Source organism: Pyramidobacter piscolens W5455 (assembly GCF_000177335.1).
Classification (GTDB): Bacteria; Synergistota; Synergistia; order Synergistales; family Dethiosulfovibrionaceae; genus Pyramidobacter; species Pyramidobacter piscolens.
The window spans coordinates 1-13086 of sequence record NZ_ADFP01000123.1 but is presented as its reverse complement, the minus strand read 5'-3'; the positions used below and the strand labels follow the sequence as shown (position 1 = coordinate 13086).

Sequence of the window (13086 nt, the reverse complement as noted above, 5' to 3'; positions counted from 1 at the left end):
TTGATCGAAAACGCGCAATTTCTTTTTTTCTATACCACGCCGTTCCGGACTCCGACGGGATTTGAGGCGAAGCGTTCCACGTGGAACATGCGGAACCGGCGCGCCTCGGTCCTTATTTCCTCAGCGCGTAGCGGTTCGTGGGGCGGCCGACTTTCTGATATTCCAGTTCCAGCGTCGCCTCGCCGGCGGCGACAAGATACTCCAGATAGCGGCGCGCCGTGATGCGCGAGATCTTCAGGGCCTGCGCCGTTTCGACCGAAGACAGCGGCGAGGCGGCGTGCCCGAGGAGGTTCTTCACCTGCTGCAGCGTCTGCGGGTTCAGCCCCTTGGGCAGATCGTTGGTAGATGTCTCTTTCTGTTGGACCTGCAGCAGTCGATCCAGTTCCTTCTGGTCGATCTGGTCGGCGCCGCGGTTGAGGCGGTTTTCCAGCTGCTGGAACGAACGCAGCGACGTCTGGATGCGCTCGAAGACGAAGGGCTTGATCACGTAATCGAAAGCCCCCGCCTTGAGCACGGCGTTGATCGTGTTGGTATCGCGCGACGCCGACACGACGATGACGCCGACGGTGCGGTTCATCTCGCGGATCTTCTGCAGCGTGGCCACGCCGTCCATGCCCGGCAGGAAAACGTCCAGGATCACGAGGCGAACGGGATGCCGCTGCAAGAATTCCAGCGCGTCTTTGCCGCTGGAAACCACTCCCGCGACGATAAATCCCGAGACGGCGCCGATAAACTGGCGGTGGATCGCCGCCACCATCGGATCGTCTTCGACAATGAGCACATCAATAGCTTCCGGCATAAACGAGCTCCTCCTGTTTCTTCGGAAGAGGGATCGTCACGGTGAAATCCGTGTACTCCCCCTCCGCAAAATCCACTGAAATGTCGCCGCCAAGCGACGTTACGATATTGCTGATCGTATAAAGTCCAAAGCCCGAAGGCCGTCCTTTTTTCTTCGTGCTGAAGCCCTTGTCGAAAAGACGCTCCGCGATGCCGGCGTTCATCAGACCGGCGTTGTCGCGCACGCTCAGGAAGATGTAGCCCGATTCGTCGTACATGGAAAAACGGATCTCGGCGCGTTCGTCGACGCCCTTTTCCTGAAGCGCCTCCACCGCGTTCTGCATCAGATTGCCGACGACGATCACCAGCGACCGCTCGCTGATCTCGGCGCTGTGATCGGCGCAGGAGCTGTCGGCTTCGAGAACAAAATTGATGCCCTGCTCGCGGCACAGCCCGGCCTTGCCCATCAGCACGCCGCAGACGGCGGCGTTCTTGATCCGTTCCGTCATGAACGAATGCGCCGACTGGCTCGAATCCGTTTCCGCGGCGATGTAGGCCACCGCCCTGTCGTACTGCCTCAGCTGGATCAGGCCGGAAATGGCCTGGAGCGTGTTCATGAACTCGTGATTGTGGATGCGCAGCGATTCCACGTACATCTTCACGCCCGTCATCTCCTCCGCCATCGCCTGCAGTTCCGAAAGATCGCGCAGCGTGACGATGGCGCCGTAACAGTTCCCGTTGATGAACACCGGCACCTTGTTGCACGACACCAGCGCCTCGCGCAGGTTCTGCTCGAGATTGTACACGGGCTGACAGTCGCCGATCACTTTCTGGATGTCGAGCCCGGGGATCAGTTCGTCGGCGAGCTTGCCGACGTCGCTGTCCTTCAGGTCCAGCAGCAGTTTGGCGATGCGGTTCAGCATGGTGATCCGCCCCGAAGGATCGACGGCGAGGATCCCGTCGCAGACAAAATCGAGGATCCGGTCGCGCTCGCTGGCGGCGATGCGGATCTTCCGCTTCAGTTCGTGGTTCCAGAAGAGGATCGCGGCGATGAACAGCAGGACGACGCAGCCCGCCTGCATGAGGATCTGCGGACTGAGCACGAATTCGTCGTATTGCCCCAGCCATTTGTTCATCACGGCGTTGTAGCGCCCGTCGAGCTTCATCTCCGCCAGCGCGTGGCCGATCTTGAGCGCCATCGCCGCGTCGCCGTGCAGCACCACCAGCCCGCGCTCGTAAGACTGCAGCGGCAGCTTGCGCGCGTCGACGGCATAGCGGTACCGCCGCGTCTGCGCCAGCTGATAGCGCCCCTGGAACGTCTCGCAGACGAAGGCGTCGCACATGCCCGACGCCAGGATGCGCAGCCCGTCGGCCGCGGACGGACAGTGCATGATCTCCTTTTTGAATCCCAGATTCGTCAAAAATTTCTCTTCCGGCGCGCCGGCGACGACGCAGATCCTTTTTCCGCGCAGCTCGCTCAGCCCGTCGGTCCGCCCGCTCGGCAGAAACACGGTCGACGACTCCCACAGGAACGGCAGGGCGAAACACAGCGAATCCCGCTCGTTTTCGGGGAAGTCCTCGCGGATCCGCGCCACGTTCTCGGCCATGCCGGGATCGATCGGGTCGAGATTGCGCACGGGGAGATAACCGAATCGTTCCTGCTCGGGATCCACGGGGTACAGCGCGCCGAGCACGATCTCCGGCTGGATCTGGTACATGGAGTTCCTCACGTCGCCCGCGCCGCGCGGCGAAAGGAGAAAGCGCATCTTCTCCTTCTGGGCGATCAGTTCGAGCAGATCGACGTACACGCCCCGCATCCTGCCGCGAGAGTCGATCTGAAGATACGGAGGCTGCGTCTCCATGCAGAGCACGCGTATTGTCCGCCCTTCGCCCGCACCGATCACCATGTCGGGCGCCGCTTCAACCCCAGCGGCGGGTTTTCCGCTCCACAGAATCTGCATCAGGCAAAAAATCAACAGCGTCGTTCGCGACGCCGCACGGGAAATTCTCGTCATCTCAGCACCGTCACTCGTTCGGATGATCGATATCGCCATCTTGCGCATCCGCGCAAAAAGACAAAGATCTCATTTGTTAATAATAACACATGCCGAATGAAAATAAAAAGAGGAGACTCATGTAAAATGAAGTTAAACATCAGAGAGCGTAAAGAAAGCGACGCCGTTCGACAGAAGCGGTGAATTCGGATTTCTCCATGAAATCGCATCAACGTCCGCAGCGTGGGGGCGCAGTTGCGCTCTCCAGCTCCCTGAATGCTCGAGTGCCCGTCTTTGAGACGTCCCTGGATGGGGGCCACAGCGTAAGTCAGATGTTTTCCCTTTGGGCATCCTTCTGTGATAGAATGTGCCTGATCCGTAGCGGCATCCTCCGAGGTGGTATCGGCCGGCGCTTATATTTGACATCATATGGGTCTTGTTTTGTTTCTTACCTCTCTGATGTTCAACTTCATTTTACAATGAGCCACCATAACATTTCTGTGCGATATGGATTTCAAGACAAAGCCGGCCGCGCTGCCGGCGCAATCATGGAACGGAGCGTGAGAAGCATGAATCTTTTTCTGTGTTACGAGAGATGCAGCACGTGCAAAAAGGCCGAACAGTGGCTGAAAGACAACGGCGTTCCCTACGAAAAGCGCGCCATCGCGGACGATCGCCCCACGGCCGCCGAACTGCGCGCGTGGCACGAAAAAAGCGGTCTGCCTGTGCGGCGCTTTTTCAACACAAGCGGAATGCTCTATCGTTCGCTGAACGTCAAAGACCGCCTGTCCGACATGTCCGACGAGGAAGCGTATGAGCTTCTGGCCACAGACGGAATGCTCGTCAAGCGTCCCCTGCTGATTACGCCTGAAGCGGCGCTGCCCGGTTTCAAAGAAGCGGACTGGGGCAAGGCTCTGAAAAAACAACGCCTGTGAAAAACACTCGTCGCGGCGATCATAACCACTGGCCGTGCCGATGATTATGATTCTTTTTTGATGAACTCTATTCAGCGTTACAACACCGCGTATAATTCGGAACGAAGTGGCATCATTCACCTTGAAAGACAATTCTGTAGTTTTGGGGCAGCCTCTCTCAATGACTCATAATTTTCAGACAACAACACACGTAAAGAACAAAAACGACGGAATAATTTCCTAAATCTTTATCTTGTGGGGAAAAGCTGTTACACTTTTCACGATCTGAACGTTTCTTTAACCGAAAATTTGCGTCGACTTTCTCAATGCTTGAGAAGAGGCTTCGTTCAACGCCTTCCCCTCGGTTTTGCAAATTTCCGCAGGTTCCTTCTTCGAATATTTTCTGTGCAATACCGTTCTGCCCATGAGGGCGGCGCGGAGTTTTCTTAGATTCCTGCAAACGGCAGGCAGATTTCAAGGAGGTCATTAGGAATGGAAATGAAACGTTTCTCGGCAGCGGCCTTCGCCAGCGCCGCCCTGCTCTTCTCGGCGGCGGCGTCGATGGCCTGCACGCCCATGGGCGTGGGGGCCAAAGCGTCGGCGGACGGCTCCGTCATGGTGAGCCATACCTGCGACGGCTGGTACGACAACCGCATCAAGATCATTCCCGGCGGCGACCACAAAGAAGGCGAAATGGTCGACATCTACAACGTCATGTGCGTCGACACCCGCCCCAACAAGCCGCTGCGCAAAGTCGGCGAGATCCCGCAGGCCGCGCACACCTACACCTACTTCCAGATCGGCTATCCCTTCATGAACGATCAGCAGCTGATGATGGGCGAGTTCACCTGGAGCGGCCGCGACGAACTGGCTTCCACCGAAGGACTGATGTACATCGAGAATCTCGAAGCGCTCGGTCTGGCCCGCGCCAAGACGGCCCGCGAAGCGATCAAGGTCATGGGCGCGCTGGCCGAAAAGTACGGTTACGCCGACGGCGGCGAGACGCTGATCATCGGCGATCCCAAGGAATGCTGGGTCTTCGAAGTCTGCGGCGGCGGGCTGTGGAACAAGGATTCCGGCAATCCCGGCGCCCACTGGGCGGCCAAGCGCCTTCCCGACGATGAAGTGTTCGTCGGCGCCAACCGTTCGCGCCTCGGCGTCATCGATCTGAACGACACCGAAAACACCATGCACTCCACCGACATCACCAAGCTGCCCGAGGCCATGGGCTGGTGGAAGCAGGGCGAACCGTTCGACTTCTCCGCCATCTTCAATCCCGAGCCTTACGGCTACGCCTACTACGCCGCACGCCGCGAGTGGAGAGCCTTGAACCTGGTCGCTCCTTCGCAGAAGTTCCCCGTGCTGGCCAAGTGGGAAATGTACCCCTTCTCCGTCAAGCCCGACAAGAAACTCTCCGTCAAGGACATCATGGACGTTTACAGCGACCACCTCGAAGGCACCGACTACGACCTCACCAAGGGTCTGGCCGCCGGTCCCTTTGGCTGCCCCAGCCGCTGGCAGACGCCCAAGGACGTGCGTCCCGAGGATCGCAAAGGCGACGATTGGGAGCGTCCCATCGCTCTGTTCCGCTGCTCCTACAGTTTCGTCTCGCAGAGCCGCGCCGACATGCCCGACGCCGTGGGCGGCGTGCTGTGGTTCGGCGAGGATTCCCCCGACACCACCGTTTACGTGCCCATTTACTGCGGCGTGACCTCCGTGCCCAAGGCGTGGAGCGAGACGAAGCGCCACGTGTTCGACCGCGACAGCGCCTGGTGGGCGTTCAACCTCGTCAACAACTGGGCGACGATCCGCTGGGACGCCATCTATCCCGAGATCCGCGCCAAGAAGGCCAGCTACGAGGACAAGTTCTTCGCCGACCAGAAGACGATCGAAGACCACGCCGTCGAGCTGTACAAGAAGGATCCCAAGAAGGCGGTCGAATACCTGACGGCCTACACCAACAAGGCCATGAACGAAGTCAACGACGGCTGGTGGGATTTCGCCTTCGAGCTGATCGGCAAATACTGCGACGGCGGCGTCATGCAGCCCGACGGATCGCAGAAGACCCCCGGCTACCCCACGGAATGGCTCAAGGCGGTCGATTTCGGCGGCATGACCGAACGCGATCTGAAAGCAACCAACAGCAAATAACTTTTCGCTTCCGCACCAGCGTTAAAAAGCCGGCGGGGCTCTTTTCCGCTCCCGGCGCAAAAGGGCTCCGCCGGCTTTTCGTCTCGTAAAACGGAGAATTCGAACGTCTGACCCATCACAAGGAGGTAAAGAACCATGCGAGCAAAGCGCACCGTTATTTCCAGCGTACTTGGCGCCATGCTTCTCGCCGGAGCGGCTTCGGCCTGCACCGACGTGGTCGTCGGAGCGAAAGCCTCCGCCGACGGTTCCGTCATCACTTCCCATACCGCGGACGGCGCGTTCTACGACGCGCGGGTGCGCTTCATCCCCGGCGGCAAGCATGCCGACGGCGAGATGACGCCCGTTTTCTGGAACATCACCAACGACGAATCCGCCGAACTCACGAGGATCGGCGAAATCCCCCAGGCCCCGGAAACCTACGGTTATTTCCACGTCGGTTACCCCTTCATGAACGAATACGGTCTGGCGATCGGCGAAAGCACGTTCGCCCAGAAGGTGGAAATGAAGACGTTCCGCCCGGACGCGCGCGCCATCCTGACGATCGAGCAGCTCGAAGTCCTCGCCCTGCAGCGCGCCAAAACCGCCCGCGAAGCCATCGCCCTGATCGGCTCTCTGGCGGAAAAGTACGGCTTCCTCGGCTCCTGCGATTTCGAAGGCGAAAGCCTGACCATCGCCGACGGCAAGGAAGCCTGGCTGTTCGAGATCCGCGCTTCCGGCATGATGTGGACCCCCGAAAGCGGCAAGCCCGGCGCGTACTGGGTCGCCCAGCGCGTCCCCGACGACATGGTGCTGATCACCTGCAACGTGGCCCGCATCCAGGAAGTCCGCCCCGAAGACACGGACAATTTCATGGCCTCCAAGGACTACCGTCAGTTCGCCATCGACATGGGCTGGTGGGATCCCGCAAGCGGCGTCCCCTTCAACTGGGCGAAAGCCTACGCGCCCTACACGGGCGGCTGGGCGCTGTCGTCCGACTGGGTCCGCAACCGTCTCTACTCGCTGTACCGCCGTCTCGACCCCGAGCGCGAATGGGATCCGCTGGCGGAAGCGACGTCCTACCCCTTCGCCGTCAAGCCTAGCCGGAAACTCTCCGTGCAGGACGTGCAGGCGATGCTGCGCAGCCATCACGACGGCACGCAGTTCGATATGTACGACGCCGACGAATGGTTCATCCGCAAGGACGGCAAGCTCGTCAAAAGCCCTCTGGCTTCGCCGTTCCCCAGCCGCGACATGCGCGCGCTGCTGAAGATGAACTACAGCCGCCCGGTCTCGGTGATCAACTGCGCTTACAGCTTCGTCGCCCAGACCCGCGCCGGCATGCCCAAGCCGTTGAGCACGATCCTCTGGTTCGGCTTCGACGCGCCCCACACCACCTGCTACGTCCCCATCTACTGCGGCGCCACCGACACAAAAGCCAGCTGGCGTCAGTTTGACCGCGACAGCTACACGCCCGAATCCGCCCAGTGGACGTTCATGCTCGCCGACGACCTCGTCTTGAAACGCTACGCCGAGGCCATGGCGGACCTCGGAGCCGTGCGCGCCCCCCTCGAGAAGAGCTTCTTCGAGGAGACGGCCCGTATCGACAAGGAAGGCGCCGAGCTCTACAAGAAGGATCCCGCCGCCGCCGGCAAGATGGTCACCGATTTCACCATCGACTGCATGGACAAGGCCGAAAAAGCCTGGCATCAGCTGAACAGAACGCTGATCACCAAGTACATCAACAACAAGAAGAGTTAAGCATTCGGAAACGTCTGAACGATTCAGCGCCGCTTCCGCAGGAAAAAACGGGCTGAATCGTTCAGTTGCTTCGCCATTTAATTTTACGGGAGGTTTTTTCATGAAAAAGTTATCCGCCGTTTTTGTCGCCCTGCTCGCCATCGGCGTGCTGGGCAGCTTCGCGTTCGCCGTGGAAGTCCCCAAGCTGAACGCTCCCTTCATCGTCACCACCTGCGGCCAGAGCCCCGGCGCCGTTATGGTGCACATGTCCGCCATGCAGTCCAAGATTGCGGCCAATCACGACAACAAGCTCACCGCCGACAAGCTGGCCGCCGCCAACGCCAAGACGCTGATCGTCACTTCCGGCACCAGCATGAAAGGGATGGGCGCCGCCGGTACCAACGTTGAAAACGAAATCGCCCGCTGCACCGAACTGATCGCCGAAGCCAAGAAGCTCGGCATGACCGTGATCGGAGCTCACATCGAAGGCATGGCCCGCCGCACCGACAATTCCGACGCCGCTTCCATCGAGGCTGTCATGAAGGACGCCGACGTGATTCTCGTCGTCACCGACAGCGACAGCGACGGTTTCTTCACCAAGTATGCCCGGGAGCACAACAAGCCTCTGCTTGTCGTCAAGGACGCTCTGGCCATCGGCCCCGCGCTGAAGGCCGCCGAATAAGGCAAAGGCGTTCCCGCAGCCTGTTCGCCGCTGGAACGCCTTATTTTTCCGCGCTCTTTTCCATTTAAATTTTTTCCGTTGAAAGGACGTATTTGTCAATGACTATGTTTGTCCATTCTTCGCTGGTGCTGGCTGCGGTCGTCGTAGCGTTCGCCATCGGCAAGAAAATGAAGATAAGCACGGAGCTGTCCATGTTCCTCTCGGCCCTGGTCGGGCTGGCGGTGCACGCGCTGCTTCCGAAGGGCGTCGACCCCCGCTCGCCCCTTCCCTTCGTGGAAATGATCCGTCACGTGGTCGAAGGTTCCTTCACTTACTTCGACGTGTGCCTGACCTTCCTGACGGCCACGTTTTTCATGATGCTCTACAAGGAGTCGGGCGGCGTGGCCTACATCGTGCGCTGCATCGTGCGCAGCTTCCACGCGCACCGTTTCGTCTGCCTGCTCTTCCTTACGGTCCTGATGCTGGTTCCCGGCGCCATCACCGGTTCGGGAGCGACGACGGTGCTGACGGTCGGCTCTCTGGTCGGTTCGGTGTTGATGACTATGGGCGTCTCCGAAGACCGCCGCGTGGCGTTAATCTTCCTGCTCGCGGCCATGAGCGCAGCCTGCCCGCCCATCAACCTGTGGGCCATGATGGCGGCCGCCGGCGCGAACATGCCCTACGTCGGATTCGGCGCGCCGCTGGCGCTGATGTCGATCGTCGGCGCTTTGTTCTCCACCTTCTGGCTGGCCGGGCGCGGTAAACCGATCGACGTGGAGCAGGCGCTGAAGGAACTGCCCGAAGCTCCGGCCGGATGGAATTGGCAGAAAGCCGTCATTCCCTTCGTGGTGCTGGTCGGTCTGGTCATCGCCGGACGCGCGTTCCCCTTCAACTTCCCCGTCCTCGGCCTGCCGCTGGTGTTCATGATCTCGGCTCTTTCCGTCATCGTGCTGAGCCCCATTCGCCTGCGCATCTTCGCGGTCGCCCGTCAGACGGTCGAGAACCTGCTCGGCCTGGTCGGCGCGATGGTCGTCGTCGGCACGCTGATCCAGGTGCTGGCGCTGAGCGGCGCCCGCGGGCTGCTGTCGCTGATGGTGGTGACGCTGCCGCTGACGGTGCTGTTCGCCACGCTGTGGATCATCCTGCCGCTTTCCGAAGGCGTGCTCCAGTACGCCGTCGCGCCGCTGTTCGGCGTGCCGCTGATCATGCTGTTCAACATGCTCGGGCTCGACCCGATCGTGTCGCTTTCCACCTGGTCGGTGATGTGGCCCGTCGGCGACTGTCTGCCGCCCACCGCGGTGGTCGGGCGCGCGGCGGTCATGGAGCTTGACTACAAGGGAAGTTACTGGGGCGGTTTCGTCAAGACCGCGCTGGTCCCCATGCTCTTCATCCTCGCCGTCTGCACGGCCTGCATGGTGTACAGCAAAGAGCTCGCCGCTGTGATTGGAGGTTAGTCGATCATGATCATGCTGAACAATATCGTTATGTGGCTGTATTACGGGATCGCCGCGTTCTTCCTGCTGGCGGTGGTCATGAACTTCGTCAAAACGAAAGATCCGCAGAAAGCCGTGCTTTACAGCATCATCATGATGCCCTTCGTACTGCGCCTTCTGCGCCTCAAGTAAAAGGAGGGGGCGCGCAATGAATCTGAAAGCCGTAAAATGCCTTGCTCTCGTCGTCGCCGGAGCGGCGGCCGCCACCGCGGGCATGCTCTTCAAGGAGCACCGCGAATTCAAGGAACCGGTCGTGCCCAGCGCGGCGCTGACGCAGGTCAAAAAGCTGAGCGATTATTACCCCGAAGGCGGCCTCAAAGGCTCCGTCAACGACGCCAACGTGTACTTCTTCGACAGCGGCGTGCCCGGCGGCACGATTCTGATCATCGGCGGCACGCATCCCGAAGAGCCGGTCGCCAACATGTCGGCCCAGGCCTTCACGGAAAACGTCAAGGTCACGCAGGGACAGGTGATCGTCATCGACCGCCTGAACACCAGCGGCTCGACGCTCACGCGTCTGGGCGAAGCCTATCCCCGCTTCACTCACGTCAAAACGGACTGGGGCGTCAAACGCTGGCGCTTCGGAGACCGCGCCAGCAATCCTCTCGACTCGTGGCCCGATCCCGAAGTGTACATCCACTACCCCAGCGGCCAGAACCTGGCCTACATGGACATCCGCAACGCCAACCGCGCCTGGCCTGGGCGCGCCAACGGGCTGCTCACGGAACGCACGAATTACGCTGCCATGCAGCTGATCCGCCAAGAACACGTCGACATGACGATGGACTTCCACGAAGCCGAGCTGGAATATCCCGTCGAGAACACGATGGTCGTGCACGAAAAAGGACAGGACGTCGGCGCCATGACCTCGATGATGCTGACCTCGACGATGTTCGACGTTCCCATCGGCATGGAATTCTCGCCCAAGGCCCTGCATGGCCTGTCGCACCGCGAGATCGGCGACCACTCCGACGCCACGTCTTATCTGTGCGAAGTGGCCGAGCCAATGCTCGACCGTATCCGCGGCATCACCGACGAAGAGCTGGCGATGTCGGGCAAAGACCGCTTCGTCATGAAGGCCGGCGAGCACCATCTGCTCTACTCGCCCATCGACGAGAACGGCTGGCCGGCGGAAAAACGCGTGGCGCGACACGTACAGACCGTGCTGACGCTGATCGAAGTCAACAACATGATCCATCCCGACAAGACCATTCTGATCGAAGGCGTTCCCGGTTACGGCGAAATCATGGAGAAAGGACTGGGATTCCTGTTCCACAATCCCGCCGAAGCTCCCAAGGGTCGTCTGTACTACGATTAGGCCCCAAAACCAATTCACAAGGAGGAAAAGAACATGAAACGCATTTCCGCAACGCTTTTCGCTAGCGCCGCGCTGCTGGCCGCCGCTTCGGCGTCGGTCGCCTGCACGCCCATGGGCGTCGGCCCGAAGGCCACCGCCGACGGTTCGATCCTCGTCGCCCATACCTGCGACAGCTGGTACGACGCCCGCGTGCGCGTGGTGCCCGGCGGCGAGCACCAGCCCGGCGAAATGGTCGACGTCAAGATCGTCTCCTGCATGGACAGCCGTCCCGGCCGTTCGCTGACGGTCGCCGGACAGATCCCTCAGGCCGAGCGCACCTACACGTATTTCCACATCGGCTATCCGTTCCTCAACGAGCATCAGGTCATGATCGGCGAGCATACGTGGACCGGCCGCGACGAAGTGCAGAGCGCCAGCGGCCTGTTCTACATCGAGAACCTCGAGGCCCTCGGCCTGCAACGCGGCAAGACCGCCCGCGAAGTGATCAAGGTCATGGGCGAACTGGCCGAAAAATACGGCTACGGCGACGGCGGCGAGGGGCTGGTCATCAGCGATGGCAAAGAACTGTGGGTCTTCGAGATCTGCGGCGCCGGCCTGCTGTGGACGAAAGACAGCGGCAAACCGGGCGCCATCTGGGCGGCCCGCCGCGTGCCCGACGACGAGTTCTTCGTCGGCGCCAACCGTTCCCGCCTCGGCGTGATCGACTTCAACGACAAGGACAACTTCATGTATTCCGCCAACATCACCGCGCTGGCCGAAGAAATGGGCTGGTGGAAGAAGGGCGAGCCCTTCAACTTCTCACACATTTTCGACAACGGCAGCTACGGCGAAGCGGCCAAGAACAGCTTCGGCAGCTCGCGCCGCGAGTGGCGGGCCTTCGACATCGTCGCGCCTTCCCTCAAACTGACGCCCGGCTCGGGCCTTCAGGATTATCCGTTCTCGGTCAAGCCCGATCACAAGCTGACCGTTCAGGATCTGGAGAAGATCTACAGCGATCACCTCGAAGGAACGCCCTACGACATGACCAAAGGCCTGGCAGCCGGCCCCTTCGGTTCGCCCGCCCGCTTCCGTCCGCAGAAGCCCAAGCACGACATGGAAGACCGCAAGGCATGGGCTTCCTGGGAACGCGCTATCGCCGTGCCTCAGTGCTCGTACAGCTTCATCGGCCAGACCCGCGCCGACCTGCCCGCGGCGATCGGCGGCGTGCTGTGGTTCGGCCTCGCCGCTCCCGACACGACCGTTTACACGCCCATCTACGCCGGCGTCACCGAACTGCCGCAGAACTGGGGCGACAACGACCGCGTCAACTTCAACACGGAGAACCCCTGGTGGGCGTTCAACTTCGTGCAGCAGTGGGCGCAGCACCGCTGGGACATGATGTACCCCGAGATCCGCGCCAAGAAGGCCACGATCGAACAGCGTTATTTTGACGCGCAGCCCGGCGTCGAAAAACTGGCGCTTGAGCTCTACGCCAAAGATCCCGCCGCGGCCAAGGCGTTCCTGACCAACTACTGCGCCACCAACATGAAGGCGCTGGAAAAGGATTGGTGGGGCTTCGCCGCGCAGCTGATCTCCAAGTACGGACAAATGCCCTTCTACGTCGAAGACAACAAAATCAAGCAGCCCGGCTACAACCCCGCGTGGCTCAAGGCCGTCGATTTCGGCGGCACGATGGCCGACGACGTGAAGAACGGGCGCTAAAACTCCCCGAAAAAACGGCATGAATTAACCTGACAGCAATGTTCCACGTGGAACATTCGAAGAGGCCGAAGGCTGATGAATCAGATTTCATCAGCCTTCGGCCTCTTTTTGTTCAAAGAAAACCCCCGGCTGTGCCGGGGGTTCAGGAAGCTTTAAGCTATGGTTAAGTATTTTGTTTTTTATCGAAGTGAAAGAAATGCTCCCTGGGATTATGATAGAAGTGGCTGGCAACCGTATCCGAAATAATCGAAGGGAGCTTAGAAATGGCACAAAATGCCAATGAAACTTTATCACATACGACTTGGAACTGCAAATATCATGTTGTTTTTGCCCCTAAATTCAGACGTCGTCTCATATATAG

Annotated in this window: 10 protein-coding genes and 1 pseudogene; 9 read left to right on the top strand and 2 right to left on the bottom strand. The window is 60.1% G+C overall.

Annotation, left to right across the window (positions count from 1 at the left end):
* Positions 1 to 112: 112 nt before the first annotated feature.
* Together HMPREF7215_RS10465 and HMPREF7215_RS10460 are read right to left on the bottom strand one after the other, a co-directional pair.
* Positions 113 to 799 carry a response regulator gene (locus HMPREF7215_RS10465; protein WP_009165852.1) on the bottom strand — a complete coding sequence of 229 codons (687 nt, stop codon included), beginning with the start codon at positions 797 to 799 and terminating at the stop codon, positions 113 to 115.
* Entirely contained in the window at positions 783 to 2792 is a 2010-nt protein-coding gene (locus HMPREF7215_RS10460; protein WP_009165851.1) for an ATP-binding protein, read from the bottom strand. The genes HMPREF7215_RS10465 and HMPREF7215_RS10460 overlap by 17 nt, the downstream gene beginning before the upstream one ends.
* Positions 2793 to 3340: 548 nt before the next feature.
* Here HMPREF7215_RS10460 and HMPREF7215_RS10455 point away from each other — a divergent pair.
* The 9 genes and pseudogenes from HMPREF7215_RS10455 to HMPREF7215_RS12920 all read left to right on the top strand — a co-directional run.
* Positions 3341 to 3706, top strand: a complete 366-nt coding sequence (locus tag HMPREF7215_RS10455) for an arsenate reductase family protein (protein ID WP_009165850.1) — start codon at positions 3341 to 3343, stop codon at positions 3704 to 3706.
* 471 nt (positions 3707 to 4177) lie between these two features.
* Positions 4178 to 5836 carry a dipeptidase gene (locus HMPREF7215_RS10450; RefSeq protein ID WP_009165848.1) on the top strand — a complete coding sequence of 553 codons (1659 nt, stop codon included), beginning with the start codon at positions 4178 to 4180 and terminating at the stop codon, positions 5834 to 5836.
* Positions 5837 to 5971: 135 nt separating this feature from the next.
* Complete coding sequence (locus HMPREF7215_RS10445; protein WP_009165847.1) at positions 5972 to 7573, top strand: dipeptidase; 1602 nt, start codon at positions 5972 to 5974, stop codon at positions 7571 to 7573.
* Between the two features lie 100 nt (positions 7574 to 7673).
* The gene (locus HMPREF7215_RS10440) at positions 7674 to 8234 is read left to right on the top strand and encodes a DUF6305 family protein (RefSeq protein ID WP_009165846.1); all 561 of its coding nucleotides are present in this window, start codon (positions 7674 to 7676) and stop codon (positions 8232 to 8234) included.
* A gap of 98 nt (positions 8235 to 8332) precedes the next feature.
* On the top strand, positions 8333 to 9667 hold the full coding sequence (locus tag HMPREF7215_RS10435) for a C4-dicarboxylate ABC transporter (protein ID WP_009165845.1): 1335 nt from the start codon (positions 8333 to 8335) through the stop codon (positions 9665 to 9667).
* Positions 9668 to 9673: 6 nt separating this feature from the next.
* On the top strand, positions 9674 to 9838 hold the full coding sequence (locus tag HMPREF7215_RS13690) for a hypothetical protein (RefSeq protein WP_009165844.1): 165 nt from the start codon (positions 9674 to 9676) through the stop codon (positions 9836 to 9838).
* 16 nt (positions 9839 to 9854) lie between these two features.
* A complete protein-coding gene (locus tag HMPREF7215_RS10425) occupies positions 9855 to 11024 on the top strand; it encodes a M14 family metallopeptidase (RefSeq protein ID WP_009165843.1) in 1170 nt (389 codons plus the stop codon).
* 33 nt (positions 11025 to 11057) lie between these two features.
* Positions 11058 to 12725 carry a dipeptidase gene (locus tag HMPREF7215_RS10420; RefSeq protein WP_009165842.1) on the top strand — a complete coding sequence of 556 codons (1668 nt, stop codon included), beginning with the start codon at positions 11058 to 11060 and terminating at the stop codon, positions 12723 to 12725.
* A gap of 263 nt (positions 12726 to 12988) precedes the next feature.
* Positions 12989 to 13086 (top strand): annotated as a pseudogene (locus HMPREF7215_RS12920) (IS200/IS605 family transposase); the annotation flags it as partial.

What these genes read in the sequence shown, in the direction of transcription:
- HMPREF7215_RS10465 (WP_009165852.1), bottom strand. Translation starts at nt 799, where the DNA reads ATGCCGGAAGCTATTGATGTGCTCATTGTCGAAGACGATCCGATGGTG.
- HMPREF7215_RS10460 (WP_009165851.1), bottom strand. Translation starts at nt 2,792, where the DNA reads ATGACGAGAATTTCCCGTGCGGCGTCGCGAACGACGCTGTTGATTTTT.
- HMPREF7215_RS10455 (WP_009165850.1), top strand. Translation starts at nt 3,341, where the DNA reads ATGAATCTTTTTCTGTGTTACGAGAGATGCAGCACGTGCAAAAAGGCC.
- HMPREF7215_RS10450 (WP_009165848.1), top strand. Translation starts at nt 4,178, where the DNA reads ATGGAAATGAAACGTTTCTCGGCAGCGGCCTTCGCCAGCGCCGCCCTG.
- HMPREF7215_RS10445 (WP_009165847.1), top strand. Translation starts at nt 5,972, where the DNA reads ATGCGAGCAAAGCGCACCGTTATTTCCAGCGTACTTGGCGCCATGCTT.
- HMPREF7215_RS10440 (WP_009165846.1), top strand. Translation starts at nt 7,674, where the DNA reads ATGAAAAAGTTATCCGCCGTTTTTGTCGCCCTGCTCGCCATCGGCGTG.
- HMPREF7215_RS10435 (WP_009165845.1), top strand. Translation starts at nt 8,333, where the DNA reads ATGACTATGTTTGTCCATTCTTCGCTGGTGCTGGCTGCGGTCGTCGTA.
- HMPREF7215_RS13690 (WP_009165844.1), top strand. Translation starts at nt 9,674, where the DNA reads ATGATCATGCTGAACAATATCGTTATGTGGCTGTATTACGGGATCGCC.
- HMPREF7215_RS10425 (WP_009165843.1), top strand. Translation starts at nt 9,855, where the DNA reads ATGAATCTGAAAGCCGTAAAATGCCTTGCTCTCGTCGTCGCCGGAGCG.
- HMPREF7215_RS10420 (WP_009165842.1), top strand. Translation starts at nt 11,058, where the DNA reads ATGAAACGCATTTCCGCAACGCTTTTCGCTAGCGCCGCGCTGCTGGCC.